Annotated in this window: 20 protein-coding genes, 1 pseudogene and 2 riboswitches; of the genes and pseudogenes, 6 read left to right on the plus strand and 15 right to left on the minus strand. The window is 63.9% G+C overall.

The genetic code is table 11. The features are described 5' to 3' along the window. Positions 1-10 precede the first annotated feature (10 nt). Positions 11-3,334, plus strand: a complete 3,324-nt coding sequence (locus NGK70_RS08110) for an efflux RND transporter permease subunit (protein ID WP_251972746.1) — start codon at positions 11-13, stop codon at positions 3,332-3,334. Between the two features lie 24 nt (positions 3,335-3,358). Here the strand turns inward: NGK70_RS08110 and ypfH are convergent, their stop codons facing one another. After that, the gene (gene ypfH / locus NGK70_RS08115) at positions 3,359-4,078 is read right to left on the minus strand and encodes an esterase (RefSeq protein WP_251972747.1); all 720 of its coding nucleotides are present in this window, start codon (positions 4,076-4,078) and stop codon (positions 3,359-3,361) included. Positions 4,079-4,288: 210 nt separating this feature from the next. Between ypfH and NGK70_RS08120 the strand changes: the two genes are divergently transcribed. Beyond that, positions 4,289-4,528 carry a hypothetical protein gene (locus NGK70_RS08120; RefSeq protein ID WP_251972748.1) on the plus strand — a complete coding sequence of 80 codons (240 nt, stop codon included), beginning with the start codon at positions 4,289-4,291 and terminating at the stop codon, positions 4,526-4,528. Between the two features lie 9 nt (positions 4,529-4,537). Here the strand turns inward: NGK70_RS08120 and NGK70_RS08125 are convergent, their stop codons facing one another. From NGK70_RS08125 to NGK70_RS08150, 6 genes and pseudogenes are all read right to left on the minus strand, one after another. Next, a complete protein-coding gene (locus NGK70_RS08125) occupies positions 4,538-5,617 on the minus strand; it encodes a threonine aldolase family protein (protein ID WP_251972749.1) in 1,080 nt (359 codons plus the stop codon). Then, positions 5,614-6,048, minus strand: coding sequence for a type II toxin-antitoxin system VapC family toxin (locus tag NGK70_RS08130; protein ID WP_251972750.1), 435 nt, complete (start codon positions 6,046-6,048; stop codon positions 5,614-5,616). The genes NGK70_RS08125 and NGK70_RS08130 overlap by 4 nt, the downstream gene beginning before the upstream one ends. Then, positions 6,045-6,350, minus strand: coding sequence for a type II toxin-antitoxin system Phd/YefM family antitoxin (locus NGK70_RS08135; RefSeq protein ID WP_251972751.1), 306 nt, complete (start codon positions 6,348-6,350; stop codon positions 6,045-6,047). Before NGK70_RS08135 ends, NGK70_RS08130 begins: the two co-directional genes overlap by 4 nt. Before the next feature lie 70 nt (positions 6,351-6,420). Beyond that, a complete protein-coding gene (locus NGK70_RS08140; protein ID WP_251972752.1) occupies positions 6,421-6,897 on the minus strand; it encodes an RES family NAD+ phosphorylase in 477 nt (158 codons plus the stop codon). Then, positions 6,894-7,406 carry an antitoxin Xre/MbcA/ParS toxin-binding domain-containing protein gene (locus tag NGK70_RS08145; protein WP_251972753.1) on the minus strand — a complete coding sequence of 171 codons (513 nt, stop codon included), beginning with the start codon at positions 7,404-7,406 and terminating at the stop codon, positions 6,894-6,896. The genes NGK70_RS08140 and NGK70_RS08145 overlap by 4 nt, the downstream gene beginning before the upstream one ends. Before the next feature lie 50 nt (positions 7,407-7,456). Continuing rightward, positions 7,457-7,774, minus strand: a pseudogene (locus tag NGK70_RS08150) (glycine dehydrogenase (aminomethyl-transferring)); the annotation flags it as partial. 98 nt (positions 7,775-7,872) lie between these two features. Between NGK70_RS08150 and NGK70_RS08155 the strand changes: the two are divergent. The 3 genes from NGK70_RS08155 (at position 7,873) to NGK70_RS08165 (ending at position 13,085) form a co-directional block, all read left to right on the plus strand. Beyond that, a complete protein-coding gene (locus NGK70_RS08155) occupies positions 7,873-11,511 on the plus strand; it encodes a carboxypeptidase regulatory-like domain-containing protein (RefSeq protein ID WP_251972754.1) in 3,639 nt (1,212 codons plus the stop codon). A gap of 82 nt (positions 11,512-11,593) precedes the next feature. Next, a complete protein-coding gene (locus NGK70_RS08160) occupies positions 11,594-12,607 on the plus strand; it encodes an IS701 family transposase (RefSeq protein WP_251969112.1) in 1,014 nt (337 codons plus the stop codon). 85 nt (positions 12,608-12,692) lie between these two features. Continuing rightward, on the plus strand, positions 12,693-13,085 hold the full coding sequence (locus NGK70_RS08165; protein ID WP_251972755.1) for a hypothetical protein: 393 nt from the start codon (positions 12,693-12,695) through the stop codon (positions 13,083-13,085). 67 nt (positions 13,086-13,152) lie between these two features. Here NGK70_RS08165 and NGK70_RS08170 read toward each other — a convergent pair whose 3' ends face one another. Continuing rightward, positions 13,153-14,166, minus strand: a complete 1,014-nt coding sequence (locus NGK70_RS08170; RefSeq protein WP_251969112.1) for an IS701 family transposase — start codon at positions 14,164-14,166, stop codon at positions 13,153-13,155. Between the two features lie 253 nt (positions 14,167-14,419). Between NGK70_RS08170 and NGK70_RS08175 the strand changes: the two genes are divergently transcribed. Beyond that, positions 14,420-15,835: a hypothetical protein gene (locus NGK70_RS08175; RefSeq protein WP_251972756.1), complete on the plus strand. Its 1,416-nt coding sequence runs from the start codon at positions 14,420-14,422 to the stop codon at positions 15,833-15,835. A 177-nt stretch (positions 15,836-16,012) separates the two neighbouring features. On the opposite strand, the gene NGK70_RS08180 is transcribed toward NGK70_RS08175, so the two are convergent. From NGK70_RS08180 to NGK70_RS08210, 7 genes are all read right to left on the minus strand, one after another. Then, positions 16,013-16,267, minus strand: coding sequence for a DUF2442 domain-containing protein (locus tag NGK70_RS08180; protein WP_251972757.1), 255 nt, complete (start codon positions 16,265-16,267; stop codon positions 16,013-16,015). Between the two features lie 165 nt (positions 16,268-16,432). Next, positions 16,433-16,687: a DUF2442 domain-containing protein gene (locus tag NGK70_RS08185; protein WP_251972758.1), complete on the minus strand. Its 255-nt coding sequence runs from the start codon at positions 16,685-16,687 to the stop codon at positions 16,433-16,435. A 7-nt stretch (positions 16,688-16,694) separates the two neighbouring features. Then, positions 16,695-16,961: a DUF4160 domain-containing protein gene (locus tag NGK70_RS08190; protein WP_251972759.1), complete on the minus strand. Its 267-nt coding sequence runs from the start codon at positions 16,959-16,961 to the stop codon at positions 16,695-16,697. A gap of 3 nt (positions 16,962-16,964) precedes the next feature. Then, positions 16,965-19,910: an aminomethyl-transferring glycine dehydrogenase gene (gcvP, locus tag NGK70_RS08195; RefSeq protein ID WP_251972760.1), complete on the minus strand. Its 2,946-nt coding sequence runs from the start codon at positions 19,908-19,910 to the stop codon at positions 16,965-16,967. 72 nt (positions 19,911-19,982) lie between these two features. Next, positions 19,983-20,357, minus strand: coding sequence for a glycine cleavage system protein GcvH (gcvH, locus tag NGK70_RS08200; protein ID WP_251972761.1), 375 nt, complete (start codon positions 20,355-20,357; stop codon positions 19,983-19,985). Between the two features lie 113 nt (positions 20,358-20,470). Then, on the minus strand, positions 20,471-21,610 hold the full coding sequence (gene gcvT, locus NGK70_RS08205) for a glycine cleavage system aminomethyltransferase GcvT (RefSeq protein ID WP_251972762.1): 1,140 nt from the start codon (positions 21,608-21,610) through the stop codon (positions 20,471-20,473). Between the two features lie 85 nt (positions 21,611-21,695). Continuing rightward, a riboswitch (glycine riboswitch) is annotated at positions 21,696-21,818 on the minus strand. Between the two features lie 10 nt (positions 21,819-21,828). Continuing rightward, positions 21,829-21,963, minus strand: a riboswitch (glycine riboswitch). A 43-nt stretch (positions 21,964-22,006) separates the two neighbouring features. Next, positions 22,007-22,207, minus strand: a complete 201-nt coding sequence (locus tag NGK70_RS08210) for a DUF2783 domain-containing protein (protein ID WP_251972763.1) — start codon at positions 22,205-22,207, stop codon at positions 22,007-22,009. Between the last annotated feature and the right edge of the window lie 3 nt (positions 22,208-22,210).

The following is a 22,210-nucleotide window of genomic DNA, read 5'->3' on the forward strand; positions in this document are numbered from 1 at the left end:
AGTTCCAGCCATGTGGATGACGCGCGTCGCGATCCGCAACCCGGTGTTCGCCGCCATGGTGATGGTGGCGCTGACGGTGCTCGGGCTGTTCGCCTACGCCCGCCTGGGCGTCGAGCAGCTGCCCGACGTGAGCCCGCCGGTGGTCTTCGTCTCGGTGGCCTACCCGGGTGCCTCGCCGGAGGCGGTCGAGACCGAGATCACCCAGCCGCTGGAGCAGGCGCTCAACGGCGTGGCCGGCGTGAAGATGATCCGCTCCAACAGCTGGGAGGGCCGCAGCGAGACGGTGGCCGAGTTCCAGCTCGATGCCGACGTGCAGCGCGCCACCCAGGAGGTGCGCGACAAGGTGGCGCAGGTGCAGGTCAACTTCCCGAAGGAAGCCAAGCAGCCCTTCGTCGGCCGCTTCGACAACGACAACGCCCAGCCCACCGTGGTGCTGGCGCTGCTCTCCCAAGGAAACGCCGGGCCGCCCCAAGTTTCCTTGACCCCCGTGGGGGGCGGGCAGGGCTCAGCCCTGACCTGGGGGCACACTGAAGGCCGCAGCGCGCGCGAGCTGGCGCTGATCGCCGACCAGACGGTGCGCCGCCGCCTGGAGCGCGCCGAAGGCGTGGCCCGGGTGGTCAGCACCGGCCTGGCGCAACGCCAGCTGCGCATCGACCTGGACCCGCAGCGCCTGCGCGCGCTGGGGCTCACGCCGGCCGATGTGTCGGCCGCGCTCGCACGCGCCAACAGCGACCAGCCGGTCGGATTGATCAGCAGCGCGGTGGAGGACGCCGTGCTGCGCGTGGAGGGCCGCGTGCGCGACCCGCGCCGCTTTGCCGAGGTCGTGATTGCACGGGCCGCCAACGGGGCGGTGGTGACGTTGGCCGACGTGGGCACGCTGGTGGACCGCGAGGCCGAGCCGGAATCGATCTCGCGCGTCAACGGCCGCCCGGCGGTGAACTTCCAGGTCTACAAGCAGCAGGACGCCAACGTGGTGCGCACCGGCGACGCAGTGCTCGAAGCCGCCGAGGAACTGCGCCAGAGCCTGCCGCCGGGCGTGACGCTGGAGACGATCTACGCCAACAGCGACTGGGTGAAGGACTCGCTGGCCGGCGTGCAGCGTACGCTGATCGAGGGTGCGCTGCTGACCATCGTGATCGTCTTCCTGTTCCTGCACAGCTGGCGCAGCACGGTGATCACCGGGCTGACACTGCCGATCGCGGTGATCGCCACCTTCATGGCGGTCTATGCCTTCGGCTTCACGCTGAACTTCATGACGATGATGGCGCTGAGCCTGTGCATCGGCCTGCTGATCGACGACGCCATCGTGGTGCGCGAGAACATCGTGCGCCACGTCGCCATGGGCAAGGACCACCACCGTGCCGCCGAAGACGGCACCAACGAGATCGGCCTGGCGGTGATGGCCACCACCTTCGCGATCTGCGCGGTGTTCGTGCCGGTGGCCTTCATGAAGGGCATCGTTGGCAAGTTCTTCTTCCCCTTCGGCATCACGGTGACGGTGGCGGTGCTGGTCAGCCTGTTCGTCAGCTTCACGCTCGACCCGATGCTGTCCTCGGTCTGGCCCGACCCGCACTCGGACCGCGTGCGGCGCTGGCCGGTGGTGCGCCATGCGATCGCGCTGACCGACGGCCTGATGGACGGGCTGCACCGCGCCTACGAGGGGCTGATCGGCTGGGCCTTCAGCGGGCGGCGCTATCGGCTGCGCTGGTTGCCCCTGCCGGTCTACGGCCGGCCCTTCGACGCCCGGGGCCGGCGCGATGCCACGCAGCCGCGCCGCTGGCGGCTGGCCACGCTGACGCCGCGCGGCGTGGTGCTGGGCCTGGCCGCGGCCAGCCTGGCCGGCGCGCTGGCGCTGGTGCCGCTGATCGGGGCCGAGACCATGCCGCAGACCGACCAGGGCTACACCCAGATCACCGTCAAGCTGCCTGTGGGCAGCAGCCTGGCGCGCTCGGACGAGAAGATCCGCCAGGTCGAGGCCATCGTGATGGCCTTCCCCGAGGTGCGCACGCTCACCACCAGCATCGGCGGCGAGAACGGCCGCAGCCAAGCCACCCTGGGCGTGGGGCTCAAGCCGCTGGCGGAACGACGGCGCCGCCAGGCCCAGGTCGAGGAGGCGCTGCGCGAGGCGCTCAAGCCGGTGCCGGGCATCGAGATCGCGCTGGGCTGGAACCGGCCGATCTACGTCGCCCTGCTCGGCCCGGATCCGGCGGTGCTGGAGCGGCTGACCACCGACTTTGCCGCCCAGGTGGCGAAGATCCCCGGCATCACCGACCTGGAGACCTCGGTCAAGCCCGGCCTGCCGGCCTACGCGGTGCGCCTCAAGCCCGACGCGATGCGCGAGCTGGGCCTGACCGCGCCGCAGCTGGCCGCCAGCCTGCGCGCCTACGTCAACGGCGAGGTGGCCACCCACTGGACCACGCCCGACGGCGAGCAGGTGGAGGTGCAGCTGCGCCTGCCTGAGGCGCAGCGCCGCAGCGTGGCCCAGCTCGCCCGCCTGCCGGTGGCCTACGCGAAGGATGGCACGCCCATCGCGCTGGAGAGCGTGGCCACGCTGGTGCCCGTGGCCAATCCGGATGTCATCAAGCGCCAGAACCTGCAGCGCCGCCAGGGCGTGTACGCCGGGGTGGACCAGAAATCAGGCCGCGCGGTGGGCGATGTGGGCGCGGACGTGCAGAAGCTGGTCAAGGCCACCGCGCTGCCGCCGGGCTACCGCTTCGACGTGGGCGGCCAGACCAAGGAGCAGGCGGAGATCTTCGGCGCCATCTTTGCGGCGCTGGGGCTGGCGGTGATCTTCATCTACATCGTGCTGGCCAGCCAGTTCGGCAGCTTCGTGCAGCCGCTCGCGCTGATGGCCTCGCTGCCGCTGAGCCTGATCGGCGTGATGGGGGCGCTGCTGCTGTCGGGGTCGACCATCAACCTGTTCTCGATGATCGGGCTGATCATGCTGATGGGCCTGGTGACCAAGAACGCCATCCTGCTGGTGGACTTCGCCAACCAGGCCCGCCGCGGCGGCGCCACGGTGGCCGAGGCGCTGCGCCAGGCCGGCCAGGCGCGCATGCGCCCGATCATGATGACCACGATGGCGATGGTCTTCGGCATGCTGCCGATGGCGCTGGCGCTCAACCAGGGTGGCGAGATCCAGGCGCCGATGGGCCGCGCCATCATCGGCGGGGTGATCACCTCCACGCTGCTGACGCTGGTGGTGGTGCCGGTGATCTACAGCTACCTGGTGCGTGAGCTGCGCGGCCGCAGCGAGCGGTCCGCGGCTGCCAGGGGCCCGCAAGGAGGGGCAACGCTGTCCGCCCAGCCGGCGGCGCCGCGCGACGAGCTGTGACGCCGCCGGGCTGAGCGGTGCGGTTCAACTCGCGGCGGTGTCGTCGTCGCTACTGCGGCCAGCGGCAGCGCCCATCGCCTCTTGCCACATCCGCTTGGGCACATGGCGGGTCAGCCGGATCAGCGCCTGCTCGACCAGTGCCGGGTGGATCTCGTGGCCGACGCCCTGGGCGATGTCCAGTGTCGCGTCCCCGTCCAGGGCGCCGAGGTGCTCGATGGCCTCGCGGGCGTGCGCGGCCGGGATCACCGGGTCGGCCCCGCCGTGGAAGAAGTGCAGTGTCGTCAGCCGCGGCGGCTGGGCCGGCAGCGAGGCGTAGCGGCCGGAGAAGGCCAGCACCCGGCCGGCCAGGCCATCCGCCTGGGCGATGGCTTCGAGCGCCATGATCGAGCCCTGCGAGAAGCCGATCAGCGCGGTGGCTGCCTCGCCCACGCCCAGGCGCTGCTGCGTGGAGCGGATGAAGGCCAGCAGCGCCGGCAGTGCCTCGGCCACGCGCGCCGGGCGGTTGGCCTCGGTCACACCCAGCACGGAGAACCACTGGCGGCCGGCACCGCCGCCATCAAAGGCGTGAAAGCCCTGCGGCAGCACGAAGGCCGCCTGCGGGAACTGCCGTTGCAGGAAGTGCGCCAGCGGCAGCAGCCCTTCGGCGCTGGCGCCAACGCCATGCAGCAGGATGAAGAGCTGCCTGGCATCGCCGTCGCTGGGCAGCAGTTCGATCGGGGTCGGGGAGGGGGGCGTCGTGCTCATCGCGACACTGTAGCGACGCCCGGCGCTCCCATCGCTTCACGGAACTGAACTCGGCGTTCGAGGATGGGCACGGCTGGTCGGCCGAACTTGGCGCCCACAGTCTGCCGCGTGGGGTGCTGTGCCCTCGTTGGCCAGGCAGGGATACGCGCGTGTCCGGACAGGCCGGTGCACATCTGCTAGGCTGGCTTCATTGTCCAGCCGGAGACTTCCATGCGCCCTGCCGCGAAGTACCTCCTCATCCTCGAATCGGCCGGTGCGATGACTGCGCGCCTGTTCGATGCCGAACATCGACACCTGAGCGACTTTGACGCCGCCTCCGAGGAGGTCGCCGTGATGACCAGGGGCCTGTATGCCCAGCAGGGTGCGCGGGCCGGTGAGTGGGGCTCGGCCCTCGAAGGCCACAGCCCGGTGGAACTGGCCGAGGCGCAGGTTTACACCCTCGACCTTTGACACCCGCCGTCAGCCGGCCGCCGCAGAGCAGGCGGCGCGGAGGTCCGTCGCAAAGGCATCCACCGACTCAGGCCGAGTGTCCCAGCTGCACATGAATCGGCAGCCGCCTCCGGCGATGAACTCGTAGAAGCGCCAGCCTTCGGTACGCAACCGCGTGATGGCGGCCGGCGGCAGCTTGGCAAACACCGCATTGGCCTGCGGCGGGTGCAGCAGCTCGACGCCCGGAACGGGCAGCAGCGCTTGGTACAGACGCTGCGCCATCGCGTTGGCGTGGCGGGCGTTGGCCAGCCAGGTGTCGTTCTCCAGCAGGCCCAGCCAGGGCGCGGAGATGAAGCGCATCTTCGAGGCGAGCTGCCCGGCCTGCTTGACGCGGTAGGCGAAGTCCTCGCTCAGCGCGCGGTCGAAGAACACCACCGCCTCGCCCACCGGCAGGCCGTTCTTGGTGCCGCCGAAGCAGAGCACGTCCACCCCGGCGCGCCAGGTGATGTCGCTCGGGTGGCAGCCCAGCGTGGCCACCGCGTTGGCGAAGCGCGCACCGTCCATGTGCAGCTTCAGGTGCCGGCGCTTGGCGATCGCCGCGATGGCACGCACCTCGTCCACCGAATACACCGTGCCCAGCTCCGTGGCCTGCGTCAGGCTGACCACCTTCGGCTTGGGGTAGTGGATGTCGCTGCGCTTGGTGACCAGGGCCTCCACCGCGTCCGGCGTGAGCTTGCCCAGCCGAGCGGCTTCGCTGGAGGTCTCGGCCACCAGCAGCTTGGAGCCATTGGAGAAGAACTCCGGCCCGCCGCACTCGTCGGTTTCCACATGCGCCACCGAGGTGCAGATCACCGAGTGGTAGCTCTGGCACAGCGAGGCCAGCGCCAGCGAGTTGGCCGCCGTGCCGTTGAAGACGAAGTAGACGTCGCAGTCGGTCTGGAACAGCTCGCGCAGCGCGTCCGACACCCGCTGCGTCCAGCGATCCTCGCCGTAGGCCGGCTCATGGCCGCTGCCGTTGGCCTCGTGGAACCAGCGCTCGGCGTTGGGGCACATGCCGGCGTAGTTGTCGCTGGCGAAGTGTTGGCGGGGATTCGGGGCGGAAGCGCTCATGGCGGTACGGATGTCCATGGGTCGAAGAGAGGGACGCTGGTGCGAAGAAAGTCGGGCGTGTTGCGGGTCACCAGCGTCTTGCCGTGGTGCAGTGCGGTCGCGGCAATGAACAGATCCGGCTGCGAATAGGTGTGGCCTGACTTGCGGCCCTGCTCGACCAGCAGGCGCCAGCGCAGCAGCACGTCCTCCGAGACGGGCAGCGTGCGCTGACGGAACATCGGCCGCACCCGCCCGTCTAGCCACTCGTGCAGCTCGCGGCGGCGCAGGGCGTCGTCGACGCACTCGATGCCGAAGCGGATCTCGGCCAGGGTCACCTCGCTGACGAACAGACTCTCCAGCAGTTGGCCGGCGACGAAGTCGACCACGCGCGCGTCCGGGCGCGGCCGCCGCAGCTCCGACAGCACGTTGGTGTCGAGCAGCCAGCCGCTCACAGCTCGACCTCTCGCACCGGCATCGGCGTCGACCGGGCGGGCTCAATCTCGATGTCCCGGTGGGGCGATGCCTGCAGCGCGTCGATCAGCGCCCGGCCGGTCTGGTCACCCTGCAACCGGTCGAACTCGGCGGCGTCCACCACTACCACCGCCTGCCGACCATGGACGGTGACGCGCTGCGGCCCGGCCTGATGCGCGAGCCGGACGACTTCGCTGAATCGCGCCTTCGCGTCCTGCAGCCGCCATGACGCGACGGGCTGTTCCTCGGCGCGCAACGGGTTGGACAATTCAAGACTGGTCATGCTGACCAGATTAGCACGATATGGATTGAGTCAGTTCGTCAGTGCAATTTCGTCCATCGACAACAGGCATTCAAAACAGCCGTGGATCGAACTGGAACGGCTGACGCTCGATTCTCAGCCGGATGGCGCTGTAGCGGGGGTGGGCCGGGTTGAGGATCAGGTTGTGCTCGGCTGGTTCGACGAAGGACGGTACCCACAGGCCCAGGCTGGCGATGCCAACGAGCCAGGTCATGCCGATGGCCTGCGTCGCTGCTTCGTTGCGGCGCCAATCGGCCGGCAGGCCGAGGTCGACAACGTCCAGGATGGGCGCATCGTCCGGCAGGTCGAGTTGCATCAAGGCCTGATCTCTTGGATGGGCGCCATTGCAGTGCACCCGCTTTTCGAGTTGGCACAGGGCGCGGCTGGACGCGGCGTAGACCACCTGCAGCGGGCCGCGGGTATGCCAGCGGCCGTTGCCGAGGGTGGAGCCAAACCCCCGCGAAGCCAGCAGTGCGGGTTCGGCGGGGACTGGGTTCGGGCAGTGGCCGATGCGCCAGACGGTCGTCAAACGACCCCGCCGTACTTGATGGCCAGCAGGATGTCCTTCACGCGCTGCGCGCCATAGCCGGTCTTGGCGGTTTCGAGGGGCGTTTCGCCATCGAGCATCGGGTGGGGCTGACGCAGCCAGCGTGAGGCGTCGGCCTCGGACTCGAAGGTGTCGCAGGCCATCTGGTCGAGTTCGAGAAAGCGAACCACCCCCTCGGCGGCGTGGGTGGGCAGCACCTGATCTTTCGCTGCGCGGCGGGAGGCGGTGCTGCGATCCAGGTCCAGGTAGGCCGCCAGCGTGCCCTTGGCCAGGCCGAGAAACTCGCCCAACGGCGACACGACCCGGCTGGGGATGCCCCGCCGGATCAGGCGGTCGGCCGAGACGGTGTCGAGCCGCAGCCCGGCCGGGCCGGTCAGGCCTGGCGCGGTATCGGCGTTGGCGTTGGCGTTGGCGCCGACATCCAGGAACGCCCAGACCGACGCGCGCGCCTGACTGCGGCTGACCGATGGGGCAGTGGTGGGATAGGTCATGCTGCAATTACATCACTTGGTTGATGCAAGTGCAACGACACGGGTGACTTTCAACCCTGGTCGAAAGCGGTCACCGGCACACACGAACAGAACAAATTCCGATCCCCATACACGTTGTCCACCCGGCCCACCGGCGCCCAGTACTTCTGGCGCTTCAGGCTGGCCAGCATGGCGTCGCAGAAGCGGTCCAGCTCCACCAGGGGCTCGCTCTCGGTGGGCTCGGCCATCAGCGCGCCGGGCACCGGGAAGCTCAGCGTGGGCGCGTGGAAGCCGTAGTCGATCAGGCGCTTGGCCACGTCCTCGGCGCTGATGCCCGACGTTTCCTTCAGCGGGCGCAGGTCGAGGATGCACTCGTGCGCCACGTCACCCACCGATCTGGCTGTACATCCTGCTGCTCGGCATCGCTGCCTAGTGGCGCGGAGCTGATGGTGCCGGCACTCAGTTCTCTGCCGATGTATGCATCGCGATGGGGGCCAGGAAGGTGACGAGATCCTTCCGCACGCAGACCGAGCCTGCTACCGAAACAACCTGTTGGCTTCACGCAACATGCCGCGTATTCGCCGTGTGGAACCTGCTGAACGCGGTCGTAGACTCCAGAAAAACACGTAAAAAAGCAAAAAGAGATAGCTCACGGCAAATCTGCTCGATTTGCCGATTCAGGCCAAGTGCCCGCGGCCTCAGTCAGGTGTTGACTTCGAAACGCGGGGAGGTGATCTCAGGCACGAGCCGCAATTGGCTGTGTGCGATCTTGCGTTTTGATGGGGGTCAAAATGGGCAACATCGGGTTCAATGTTTGGGTAACGCGGGACTGCGGGTTTACCCCCCCCCCCCCGCACACATCCAACCAACACCACTGACATTTCCTTTCCGTGTTCTGCACGGCAGTTCGCTTCGATTTCGTGCCGCTGGCGATCAATCGAACTGTGTTCTCGCGGAAACGCACTGGTCGACTGAAAGTCCTGGTTCCGTTTGTGCCTCTGTTGCCGCGCCGTGGCCTTGGTCGATCGAAATCGCCGGCCGGCTGAAGTGCTGGCTGGTCGCTGTTTTCCTGGTCGTGTTGGCTGGGCTTTTGGGAGCATGCAGTCCTCCGGAGCCGGTCGGATCAATCGATGGCGTAGTCACTGATACATCAACCGGGTCAGCACTGACTGGCGTTTCGATCCGTTCAGGGGATCGATCGACGGTCACAGGCGCTGATGGGCGCTATCGGCTCGACAAGGTACCCGTGGGAAATGCCTCGGTGCAGTTCTCCAAAGCAGGCTATTTGGCGGAGACGGCCACGGTTGCTGTCATTGACGACTCGTCGGTCTCGCGCGATGCAAAGCTGACACCCATTGCGGTGGAACGGGCCATTGATGCTGCCGTGGGCGGCACCGTGACAGCAGCGAACGCCAAGGCACACGTTGTGCTGCCGGCGAATGGGCTGGTGGTCTCAGGCACGACTTCCGCTGCGTCCGGATCCGTGTCCATTGGTTTTGGGGTGGTCAACCCTGCGGTTGATCCAGCCAGCCTTCCAGGTCGGTACCGGGCACAGGCGTCCGATGGTGCCTCCGTCATGTTCGAAGCGTTCGGAGCCATGAGAGTGGATCTTGCCGATTCGACCGGTCGGGCAGTCAATCTGGCATCTGGCAAGACAGCTGAAATCCGCATCCCAGTTGCGCCCCGTGCAACGGCGTTGCCATCGTCAGTGGGGCTGTTTTCCTTTGATCCGGCCAGCGGCATTTGGAAGCAGGAGGGCAGTGCTTTCCTTGGCGGAACGGAGCCGAACCAGTATTACCACGGCGAGGTCAGCCACTTCAGCTGGTGGGCTGCGGCGCTTCCCGTTGAGGTGGTTTCCGTGCTGGGCTGTGTTGAATCGGGCGTCGGCACCCGCGTGGCGGGTGCGCAGGTGTTTTCGGTTGCGGTTGATCACTGGATGCTGGACGAGGGCGTGACCGACGCCAAAGGCGAATTTGTGCTGTGGGTGAAGCGTGATGGTGTGACCCGACTTGCCGCCATCGCCGGCAACCAGGTGGGCAACAGCATGTCGATCGGTCCGATCCTGAATGAGTTGCGGTTGCCAGCGTGCATTTCCTTGACTCGCGACGCCGCGGCACCGGTTGTGTATCAGGATCCGATGCCCTTCTACGCACTCGAAAATGGGCCGGCCCTCTTCTCCGTGGGGGCGAATGGTACCCCGTTGATGTCGTATCAATGGCAGCGCGACGGTAAAGATATTCCAGGTGCAGTTTCGAGGGTGTTGGTGCTGCCCACAGCAACGACGGCAGACGATCAGGCTTCATTCCGGGTTGTGGTTCGTAACAATGCCGGCGCAACCACCAGCAATGCGGCCCGGCTGACTGTCAGCACAGGACCGGCCCTGGCACCAGTCATCAACGGACATCCACTTTCGGCCACCGGTGTCGTCGGTGGGGCTGTCCAGTTTGCAGTGTCGGCCGAATCCTATGGCGGTACGCTGAGTTACCAGTGGCGACGCAATGGCGTCAACATCACGCCGGAGGGACGGAACGCCGTCCTGACGCTTTCAAATCTCCAATTGGCCCACGACGGGGCCATCTTCGATGTGCTGGTCAGCAGCAGCAACGGCAAAGCAGTCGTCTCTCAACCGGCGACGTTGTCTGTGCTGGCTGAGCCGATCGTGATTTCCCGGCAGCCGGTTTCCACTTCAGTCGGCATCGGAGAAGCTGCGAGCTTCAGCGTCGGTGCGATCGGTGCTGGCAAGCTCAGCTATCAGTGGCGCCGCAACGGGGTCGACATTGCTGGAGCAACCAATCCGACATATGTGACGGCAAAAACATCGGCCGCAGACAGTGGCGCTGTTTTCACTGTGGTCATCAGAAACAGTTCAGGTCAAAGCCTGACCAGCGCGAGCGTCACCCTCACCGTCACCACACAACAACCGTCTGGTAGCCGATGGTTGCCGGGTCGGGCAGGTCTGGCGTCGAGCGGCAGCGTGACCTGGGCCGACGGTGCTGAAGTTCTGGAGAGCGGCGCTCTGGTTGTGGTGGATCCGAAGAATCCGACTTCCGTACTCACGTTGGCAGCGGCGGGACGCCATCGATTGGCAACCGTCTTCCCCGAAGCGCAGGTCTCGGATGGCGGAACCGTGCTACGTAATGGTTCTGACCGCTACATCACTTATTTTGCTCCGGACGGACGGCTTTATCGGAGTGATCTGCATACTTCGGACCCGAGAGTCGTTTCTCAGGTGTCAACGCTGACGAGCCAAACTGTCTGCGGCCGGTATTCCTACGGCGAGCAATTGTTCGATGTGGCCGATGTTTCTCGGAGTTGGATTTACTTTCCTACACCGGGGGGCGATGGAAAATGCTTGCCGGAGGACGACAACACCCGCTGGGTGGCCGTAAGGTTGGGGATGACCGCTTCCGATGCGCCGGTTCAATTGGATGGCCGCATCCTATTCGGGTTGTGGGACCCAGTGACTCACTCATTGACGGGGGCGATTGCAAAGAGCGGTGCTCAAATCGTGCGATTGAACGCGGATCTGCAGAGCCCTGTTGTGTTGTTCACTGTCGACGAAGCGACTTTCAGTAGCTATGAATTCGCAGGCTCGGTCTGGGTATTTCGTGACGGTCAGAAACTTTGGGGTCTAGATACCGCTGCAGCACGCGGATCCAAGGTGGAAATCGCAACCTTGACGGCCGGTGAGGTCAGTACAGATTCTGTGCTGGCCGAAGGTGATGCAACGACCAATTTTGTTGTCATCAACAACGGAAGCTATGCCCGCGTGCTGAAACTGAACTCAGCGCTGCAAGCAACGGCCTTGACCCCTACCCCTGGCCAAGTGCAGCAACTCCTGATGACGCCGACGCGTTTAGTTGCTCATGGCTCACGCTCTGGGCTGTGGAGTCTGCCCAAGGGCGGAGCCGCCAGTTGGACTCACCTGAGCGTCCCGGGACCGTTCGGGGTTACCAGTTACGGGGCTGTTGTCGTCGTGGGTGAAACGGTCTGGACCGACAGTCCCTATTCAACGGCGTACAGTTCGGTGGAATGGATACGCTCGGATAATTCAGCACGGCAGACGCTTGCCGGGGGAGCCGAGTTGTGGGGGGCGCTGTCCTCAGGGGCTATGAGTCTATCATAGGACTTACGCAAACGTTTAAATCAAACTAGATTATTTAATATATCGGCGCCGATTTCGTGGTATTTGTGATAATATATTCACCATGAAACCCACGAGCCGAGACTACTGCCAATTTCTGATATCCACACAAATCAACTACACGCAGACCTATTTTGCGGATCACCATCAGAGGTTTTCTCATGACGCCATAAATCGCTACTTGCAGGCTGCCAATATCAGCCCGGCCGATGTCTGGAATCTGGCCCGACGAAACATCGAATTTGACGACGATGCCTGCCTGGTTTTCGATGACAGCGTTCTGGACAAGAACCACTCGCACAAAATCGAGCTGGTGCGCAAACAGTACAGCGGCAACGCCCACGGCCTGATCAAGGGCATTGGGGTGGTCAACTGCCTGTACGTGAACATCAAGACCGGCCACTACTGGATCATCGACTGGCGCATCTATGCGCCTGACGAAGACGGCAAGTCCAAGCTGGATCATGTCCAGGAGATGTTCGACAATGCCATGGCGCACAAGAAGCTGCCCTTTCGCACCGTGCTGATGGACTCCTGGTACGCCACCATGGATCTGATGAAGCACATCCACCGGGCGGGCAAGCACTTCTACTGCCCGCTCAAGAGCAATCGCAAGGTTGACGACAGCCAAGGCCAGCAGCCCTACAAGGCGGTCAGTACGCTGCAGTGGAGTGCCCAAGAACATGTGCATGGCAAACACGTCAAACTGTTCAAGTTTCCCAGTGACATCAAGCTGAAACTGTTCCGGGTTGTGGTTGATACCAATCGCACGGACTGGGTTGTGACAAACGACCTATCTCAAGATTCGACGGACGATACGCATGAGATGTGTGCCGTGCGCTGGAAGATTGAGCAGTACCACAGGGAGATCAAGCAGGTTCTTGGCATCGAAAAATGTCAGTGCAGAATGGCCCGGTCACAGAAGAATCACATCGCCTGCGCGATATTGGCCTGGGTCCACCTCTGCGAGACGGCCAAAGCGCTGAAGACAAACATCTACAGCCTGAAGAAGGGAATCCTCTCGGAATTCCTCAAGAAGGAACTTCGGTCACCAACCATTCGCATGGCACCCATCTGACATATTGAGTCGAAATGGCGAATCATTGCGCTAGCTGAAGTGACCCTGCGTAAGTCCTATATCAGATCCAGATTCTGGAGTTGGAATGCTCGTACTGGTCGGCAGCGGTGTAACCAGTGCGAAACAGCCTGGGGCCAGCCTGCAGTTGCTGGATCCTGTAAACGGAGCCGTACTGAAAGACTACGGATCGTTCCCTGCCAATCCCGCTGGTTACGTAGACGGCGGTGGATGGGGTATTAATTTTGGACGGCAAAGTGCTTTTTTCTACGTGGTAGAAACCACAATGGGGCAGGCGATTGATTTGTTTTTCTTTGATGCCGACGCTACTGGACTATTTCGGTCGACCACATACCTCAGTGGAATGACAGCAGCAGCCTCGACTTCGAATCGAATGAGGTCAGTGGGGCTGCGGAGGAATGTTTTTAATGGGCGGTCGCTCCGGAAAGCCTCGGAAGTCCAGCTTGCACCTGCTCGCTGATTTAGTATTAGGACTTACGCAGGGTCACTTCAGCTAGCGCAATGATTCGCCATTTCGACTCAATATGTCAGATGGGTGCCATGCGAATGGTTGGTGACCGAAGTTCCTTCTTGAGGAATTCCGAGAGGATTCCCTTCTTCAGGCTGTAGATGTTTGTCTTCAGCGCTTTGGCCGTCTCGCAGAGGTGGACCCAGGCCAATATCGCGCAGGCGATGTGATTCTTCTGTGACCGGGCCATTCTGCACTGACATTTTTCGATGCCAAGAACCTGCTTGATCTCCCTGTGGTACTGCTCAATCTTCCAGCGCACGGCACACATCTCATGCGTATCGTCCGTCGAATCTTGAGATAGGTCGTTTGTCACAACCCAGTCCGTGCGATTGGTATCAACCACAACCCGGAACAGTTTCAGCTTGATGTCACTGGGAAACTTGAACAGTTTGACGTGTTTGCCATGCACATGTTCTTGGGCACTCCACTGCAGCGTACTGACCGCCTTGTAGGGCTGCTGGCCTTGGCTGTCGTCAACCTTGCGATTGCTCTTGAGCGGGCAGTAGAAGTGCTTGCCCGCCCGGTGGATGTGCTTCATCAGATCCATGGTGGCGTACCAGGAGTCCATCAGCACGGTGCGAAAGGGCAGCTTCTTGTGCGCCATGGCATTGTCGAACATCTCCTGGACATGATCCAGCTTGGACTTGCCGTCTTCGTCAGGCGCATAGATGCGCCAGTCGATGATCCAGTAGTGGCCGGTCTTGATGTTCACGTACAGGCAGTTGACCACCCCAATGCCCTTGATCAGGCCGTGGGCGTTGCCGCTGTACTGTTTGCGCACCAGCTCGATTTTGTGCGAGTGGTTCTTGTCCAGAACGCTGTCATCGAAAACCAGGCAGGCATCGTCGTCAAATTCGATGTTTCGTCGGGCCAGATTCCAGACATCGGCCGGGCTGATATTGGCAGCCTGCAAGTAGCGATTTATGGCGTCATGAGAAAACCTCTGATGGTGATCCGCAAAATAGGTCTGCGTGTAGTTGATTTGTGTGGATATCAGAAATTGGCAGTAGTCTCGGCTCGTGGGTTTCATGGTGAATATATTATCACAAATACCACGAAATCGGCGCCGATATATTAAATAATCTAGTTTGATTTAAACGTTTGCGTAAGTCCTAAGTATAAAGGTAGCCTATTCAAGGCCGGCTACTGGTTTGATAAAGCATCATTTCTGCGAGGTTGGTGTGAGAATTAAGAAATTTTCCAATAGTGCTTGGCTGCTCATGTGGGCTTGCGTAATTGCTGGCTGCGCTGGAGGTCCGCCGAGGGTACCTCGGCCTGATGAATTGATCGATTCAGCAATCGGCAAAGTGAAGGGTGCCATTCATGAGTCCAAGTCTGGCTCAAGACTTGAAAATCTGAAGGTGGCATCCAAGGCGCTGGCGGATCTTCCGAAAGCGACTTGGGACCGGCCGAGTGGGCGAGTTGATGTTGCAGCATTGGAACTACTGCTTCGATCCGGTATGAACATGTTCGGATCATCGGAAGGCCTGAAGAGTTCGGCTGAAATTGATACTCTGAAGCCAGTTGCTTTGACCAAGTCAACTTTCAGGGATACTACAGTATATGCTGCTGCTCCCGCTGAATCCAATGAAATGCCATCGGTTGCGATGTTTACAATGTATTTTGTTGACGAAAATTATGTAGTGTTTTCGACTGGCAAATCATCAAGGTATGAGGTTGTCGATGGGAACCTGTGTTTGAAGGACTTTAGTGGTGGCGGGTTATGCTTTAGCGCTAAGCAGGACGACGAAGGTCAAGCGTATCTGGTGAATCGATCGGGAATTGCCTACCGTGTTCTTGTCTTTTTGCAGAAAGATCCACTTGGTGTTGGGCTCGCCTATGATCTTGCTGTTCAAAAGAGCAGGGGAAGATCGCGCGTTGCAGGCGATCGTACACTTCGCATTTCTCACTGTGTAGATTCTGATCGGAGTTCAAGGGATGCTGTGAGAAGTTCTCAGGGCAGACAGTCCGGTCAACTTTCGGAGGCTGCCTCAGAGAGTCGTGCTGCATTTGACTGTTCAATGATGGATTCTGTGATCAGCTCAGCTCTTGAAAGCGCTGGAGGGCCTGAGGTTTTCAAAAGCAATAAGTTGTCATATCTCAATAAGATGATCAACCTGTTGGCGCTCGATACACGATGGGATAGGCAGTCCGCAGATCTCTTTGCTTATGAAAATGCCTATTTTTCGTCTGGGGTAGCGACCGGAAAGCCGCGTGTTGATCGAAAACGTACTAAGAATGGAAACCGCCTCGCATGGACCGAGGACAGCAGCGTGGCTTGGAGTTTACTTGCGAGAAGACCTATTGATGGGCATGAGTCGGCCATAGAGTCCAATGAAGTGGAGCAGGTGATTCCAAGCAAAGAGAAAGCTTGCGGGCGTACTTATATTGCACTGGCGCCTGATTTCACATCGGATCGGTCCGTGAAATTTGTTGGATACAGATTCCATCTGACCGATAATTGTTCTGCGATCGATGGTGATGGCGGGACAGGGGCTTATGACAGCGGCAATGGACGTTTATCTATTGGGCGAGGGAAGGATGTCGAGCGTTTTTCATTTATGCGGTCTGGCCGTGGTATTCCGTACATGAAAATCGAATCCGGGGGAAATTCGGGACTTTTGTTGAGAATAGTGACGATCTTTGGCGGTGATCCGTTGGGGCTGGGGGGTATTCGCAGGCCAATGGCGTCGAGATAATCGCGTCTATTTCAATCCGTGCGCATGCGTTGCAGTTCTTGAAGATTGCTGCATGGGTATTTGTTACGCACCTGCATCGAGTCATTCTTGGCCGACTGGTTTCTCTTCAACCGGTTTGATCTCTGCCGCGCGCGAGTCGGCCACCACTTCGCGGGAGCAGGCGTGGTCTGTCGGATTTCAGCAGGCTTGTGACGGCTCCGTCGGCGTCATTTCCGCGATGAGCGTTTCAGGCGCAATGTCCTGACCGTGTGGCCAGGTCACCGCAGCAAACTGGATCTCCACTCGGGCAAAGTACGCCGCGTCCTTGAGTTCGCGAAAGACACCGTGGTCCAGGTAGGGCGTGAGATCGAAGATGCCACACCTGCCGTCAGCGAGTTCGACATGGATCCGATGGCCATCCAGCGGTTTGACCGAGGTGACATCCCGGTGCATAGGCGACTCCGGGGTTTGACTCACTCCCCTGATGCGTACTGCCCCACCAGCACACACGAACAGAACAGATTCCGGTCCCCGTAGACGTTGTCCACCCGGCCGACCGCCCAGTACTTCTGGCGCTTCAGGCTCGTCGGAGGGCCGGCATCCGTAGCCTGTCGAGCGTCAACAGGCCTGTAAAGGCTCCATCAGTGTCATTTCAGCGATCAGTGTCTCCGGCGCGATGTCCTGATCGTGTGGCCAGGTCACAGCACCAAACTGAATGCCAACTCGCCGGAAATAGACGGGATCCTGCAATTCACGGAAGACGCCGTGATTCAGGTACGGGGTGAGGTCAAAGACTCCACGTCGGCCATCGGCGAGTTCGACGTAAATGCGATGGCCATCCAGCGGTTTGACCGAGGTGACATCCCAATGCATGGTTACCTCACAGTGGATCGATCTTGTAGGGCGTTTCGCCGTTGGCAGCGAGCTGCCAATCGGCCATGAGCTCATCTCGGTGCAGTTCGATCCATGCCTGCACCAGCCTCAACTGCTTGCGCGGAAGTTCTCCGGCCAGCACTTCACCGTCGTCGATCCCAATCGAGGCTTCAAACTCGGCGTAGCGGGCATGGATGTGCGGCAGATTGTGATGCACCGTATCCAGCAGGTAGAGCCGGATGATGATGCCGTAGAACATCGAGATGACGGGCACCGCTCACTCCCTTTGCGCGTACTGGCTCACCGGCACACACGAGCAGAACAAATTCCGGTCCCCATACACGTTGTCCACCCGGCCCACTGGCGCCCAGTACTTCTGGCGCTTCAGGCTGGCCAGCGGGTAGGCGGCGACTTCACGGGAGTAGGCGTGCGTCCACTCGCCGGCCAGCAGGCTGGCGGCGGTGTGCGGGGCGTGCTTCAACGGGTTGTCGTCGCGGCTCCAGCCCCCGTTGTCGGCGCCGACCTCGACCTGGCGAATCTCCTCGCGGATGGCCAGCATGGCGTCGCAGAAGCGGTCCAGTTCGACCAGCGGCTCGCTCTCGGTGGGCTCGACCATCAGCGTGCCGGGCACCGGGAAGCTCAGCGTGGGCGCATGGAAGCCGTAGTCGATCAGGCGCTTGGCCACGTCCTCGGCACTGACGCCCGACGTTTCCTTCAGCGGGCGCAGGTCCAGGATGCACTCGTGCGCCACGCCGCCGCCCTTCACGCCGGGGATGCCGCTGCTGTAGTGGATGTCGTAGGCGTCGGCCAGGCGGGCGGCCACGTAGTTGGCGCTGAGGATCGCGGTCTCGGTGGCCTGGGTCAGGCCGTCGGCGCCCATCAGGCGGATGTACATCCAGCTGATCGGCAGCACCGCCGCGTTGCCGAGAGGGGCCGAGCTGACGGCACCGACGCTCTGCTCACCACCGACTCCCGCGCTGCGATGGGCGGGCAGGAAGGGCACCAAGTCCTCAACCACGCAGACCGGGCCCACGCCCGGGCCGCCGCCGCCGTGCGGGATGCAGAAGGTCTTGTGCAGGTTCAGGTGCGACACGTCACCGCCGAACTGGCCCGGCGCGGCCACGCCCACCAGCGCGTTCATGTTGGCGCCGTCCACGTAGACTCGCCCACCGTGCGCATGCACCAGCGCGCAGATCGCCTTGACCTGGGTGTCGTAGACGCCGTAGGTCGATGGGTAGGTGATCATGATCGCGGCCAGGCGCTCGCGGTGCTGCTCGCACTTGGCGCGCAGGTCGGCCAGGTCGATGTTGCCGTCCTTGTCGCACTTGGTGACCACCACCTGCAGGCCCACCATCTGGGCCGAGGCGGGGTTGGTGCCGTGGGCCGATTCGGGGATCAGGCAGATGTCGCGGTGCGACTCACCCCGGCTGGCGTGCCAGGCGCGGATGACCAGCAGGCCGGCGTACTCGCCCTGCGAGCCGGCGTTGGGCTGCAGGCTGATGCCGGCGTAGCCGGTGGCCTGGCTCAGCCAGGCGCAGAGCTGCTCGTTGAGCTGGGCGTAGCCGGCCAGCTGGTCGGCCGGGGCGAAGGGGTGGACGTGGGCGAACTCCGGCCAGGTGATCGGGATCATCTCGGCCGTGGCGTTGAGCTTCATCGTGCACGAGCCCAGCGGGATCATGCTGCGGTCCAGCGCCAGGTCCTGGTCCGACAGGCTGCGGATGTAGCGCAGCATTTCGGTTTCGCTGTGGTGGGTGTTGAACACCGGGTGCGTCAGGTAGGCACTGCTGCGCTGCAGCGCGTGGGGAATCATCGGCTCGATGCCCTCGGCCAGCGCCTCGACCGTCGGCAGCGGGGTGCCGGCGGGCGCGAAGACCTCCCAGAGCAGCGCCAGGTCGGCGCGGGTGGTGGTTTCGTCCAGCGAGAGGCACAGGTATTCGCCCCAGGCGCGGCGCAGGTTGGCGCCGCGCTCGACGGCGCGCGCCAGCAGGCGCTCGGTGTCGGCACCGGTCTTCAGGCAGACGGTGTCGAACACGCCATATTCGAGGTGGTGCGTGCGGGTGGACGGCCAGCCCAGGATCGACAGGCCCTTGGCCAGGATCGCGGTGTAGGTGGCCACGCGCAGGGCGATGCGCTTGAGGCCCTCGGGGCCGTGGTAGACCGCATACATGCTGGCGATCACCGCCGGCAGCACCTGCGCGGTGCAGATGTTGGAGGTGGCCTTCTCGCGGCGGATGTGCTGCTCGCGCGTCTGCAGCGCGAGGCGGTAGGCCGGGTTGCCGTGGCTGTCCACGCTCACGCCGACCAGGCGGCCGGGCATCGAGCGCTTGAACTCGTCGCGGCAGGCCAGGTAGGCGGCGTGCGGGCCGCCTGCGCCCATCGGCATGCCCAAGCGCTGGGTCGAGCCGAAGGCAATGTCGGCACCGAATTCACCCGGCGGCTTGAGCAGCGCCAGCGCCAGCGGGTCCGCGCCCACGATGAAGGCGCCGCCCTTGCGGTGCACGCGCGCGGCGTCGGCGCTCCAGTCGTGCAGCCAGCCGCTGCTGGCGGGGTACTGCACCATCGCGGCGAAGAGCTCACCGTCGAGCGCACCGTCCCAGGCCTCGGCCGAATCGGCCACCACCAGCTGCAGGCCCAGCGGCCCAGCGCGCGTGGCCAGTACCTCCAGGATCTGCGGGTGCATGTCACCGGAGACGACCAGCACGTTGCTCCGGCTCTTGACCGAGCGCTTGGCCAGCGTCATCGCCTCGGCGGCGGCGGTGGCCTCATCGAGCATGGATGCGTTGGCGATCGCCAGGCCGGTCAGGTCGGTGACCATTGTCTGGAAGTTGACCAGCGCCTCCATGCGGCCCTGGCTGATCTCGGCCTGGTAGGGCGTGTAGGCGGTGTACCAGGCCGGGTTCTCCAGGATGTTGCGCAGGATGACGCCGGGCGTGTGGCAGCCGTGATAGCCCTGGCCGATGAAGCTGCGCAGCTGGCGGTTGCGGCCCGCGATGGCCTTCAGTTCGGCCAGCGCCGCGGCCTCGGTGGCGGGGGCGGGCAGGTCCATCGGCGCGGCACGGCGGATGTCCGCCGGCACCAGCGCATCGATCAGCGCGGCACGGCTGTGCACGCCGATCGCGGCCAGCATGCGCTGCTCGTCATGGGCGTCGGGCCCGAGGTGGCGGGCGCGGAATTCGGCGTCGTTCTCGAGCTCGGCGAGTGTCGGCAGGGCAGGCTGGGACATGGGCGGGTGCGTGGCTTGGGCGTGGCGTCGGCGTGGCGATGGCGCGGCGGGGTCAGGCGAAGGCGTGTGCCATCACAGCGTCTTGAGCAGGGCGTCGTAGCCCGGCGGGTCCATCAGCTCCTCGAACTGGGCGAGGTTGCTGACGTGCACCTTGAAGAACCAGCCGTTGCCCATCGGGTCGGAGTTGGCCAGCGACGGGTCGTTGCGCAGGTCCTCGTTGACCTCGACGACTTCGCCATCGACCGGCATGTAGATGTCGGCGGCGGCCTTGACGGACTCGACCACGCCGGCGATCTCGCCCTTCTTGTAGGTCCGGCCCACTTCGGGCAGGTCAACGAACACGACGTCGCCCAGCGCGTCCTGCGCGTGCAGCGTGATGCCGACGACGGCGGCTTCGTGGTCCTCGATGTTGATCCACTCGTGGTCGGGGGTGAACATGGTCGTCATGGGGCGTTCCTCGTTGGAAGGTGAGGGAAGAAAGTCGGAATGAAACGGAAAGAGCCGGGGAAGAGCGGGCCGCCTCGCGCTGCGGGTCGATGACCTGCAGGCCGGTGTGCAGCTTAACGGCGGTAGCGGTGCGGCGCGAAGGGCATCGGCGTGATGCGCATCGGCAGGCGCTTGCCACGCACCTCGGCGTAGACCTCGCCGCCCGGGACCGCGTGATTGGCCGCGAGGTAGCCCATCGCGATGGGCTGGTTCACGCTCGGGCCCAGGGTGCCGCTGGTGACGCTGCCCACCTTGTGGCCGTGGGCGTCGACCAGCACCGTGCCCTCGCGCACCGGGGCGCGCTCCAGCCCGACCAGGCCGACGCGCCGGCGGGCCGCGCCCTGGGCGAGCTGGCTGTCGATGACCTGGGCACCGGGGTAGCCACCGTGCCGCTCGCCCCCTTCGCGCCTCACCTTCTGGATCGCCCAGGTCAGGCCAGCCTCGACCGGGGTGGTGGTCGCGTCGATGTCGTGGCCATACAGGCACAGGCCGGCTTCCAGGCGCAGCGTGTCGCGTGCGCCCAGGCCGGCGGCCTGCACCTCGGGCTGGGCGAGCAGGGTGCGCGCCAGCGCGATGGCGTGGGTGGCGGGCACGGAGATCTCGAAGCCGTCCTCGCCGGTATAGCCCGAGCGGGTGACGAAGCACTCCGCCCCGGCCAGGGCGAACCAGCCACCGGTCATGAAGGTCAGGCTGGCCACGCCGGCGTTGATGCGCGCCAGCGCGTCCACCGCCTTCGGGCCCTGCAGCGCCAACAGCGCCAGCTCCGGCTGGGCGATGACCTGGCAACGGTGGCCGATCTGTGCGGTCAGGTGACGCAGGTCGGCGTCCTTGCAGCCGGCGTTGACGACCAGGAAGAGGTCCTCGGCCCGGCGCGTGATCATCAGGTCGTCGAGCAGGCCGCCCGCGGCGTTGGTGAAGAAGGCATAGCGCTGACGGCCCAGCGACAGACCCTGCACGTCCACCGGCACCAGCGACTCCAGGGCGGCGGCGGCATCGCTGCCGACCAGACGGACCTGGCCCATGTGGGAGACGTCGAACAGCGCGGCCGATTCGCGGCACTGGCGGTGCTCGGCCAGGATGCCGGCGGGGTACTGCACCGGCATCGCGTAGCCGGCAAAGGGCACCATGCGCGCGCCCAGTTCGAGGTGCAGTTCGTGCAGCGGCGTGTGATGCAGCTCGGTGGACGGCGTGGGGGACGAGGCAGCGGCGGACATGGCAGGGCTCCAGGGCATCGGTCGCGGCAGCCCGTCCGACCGACGGGCCATTCGCTGGACCCACCCCGGCGTGGCCGGTGTGGGAGGTGCCCTCGCTGTCCGCTTTACCTGAGAGATTGGCACCGCGGCGATCGGATCGCCGCAGCACTTGCCCCTTCGGTGGGCTGCGGCATCACTGCCGCCGCAGCCTCTCTCCAGTGAGGTGACGTTCCCTGCGGGAACGCTTGCCAGTCCTTTTGCCTGAGCGTTCGATCGGCCTGAGGATCCCTCGAGATCCCTTTCACCGGCGCCTTCGGCGGCTGCGCTGCGTTGCGGGTTCCCGAAACGGCGCGGCTCTCTCCTGACGAGCGGCAGTTTAACCGCTGCCGCGCGGCTTTCCACCGACTGCGCGGTGAATCAGAGGTCGCGCAGGGCCGCCTCCAGCTGCTGCTGGAACCGCTCGGCACTGCCCAGCGCGTTGGCGTTGAGGAGCGCCAGCTTGGTCAGGAAGAGCTCGGTGCGGCCGCTGGCTGCGGCCTGGTCGATGGCCTGGGCGAGCTGGTCGTAGACGGTTTCGAGGGCGTCGATGGCCAGGGTGGGGGCGGGAGTGGGGTTCATGGT

Source organism: Sphaerotilus microaerophilus, assembly GCF_023734135.1.
In the GTDB taxonomy this organism is placed as follows: Bacteria; Pseudomonadota; Gammaproteobacteria; order Burkholderiales; family Burkholderiaceae_C; genus Sphaerotilus; species Sphaerotilus microaerophilus.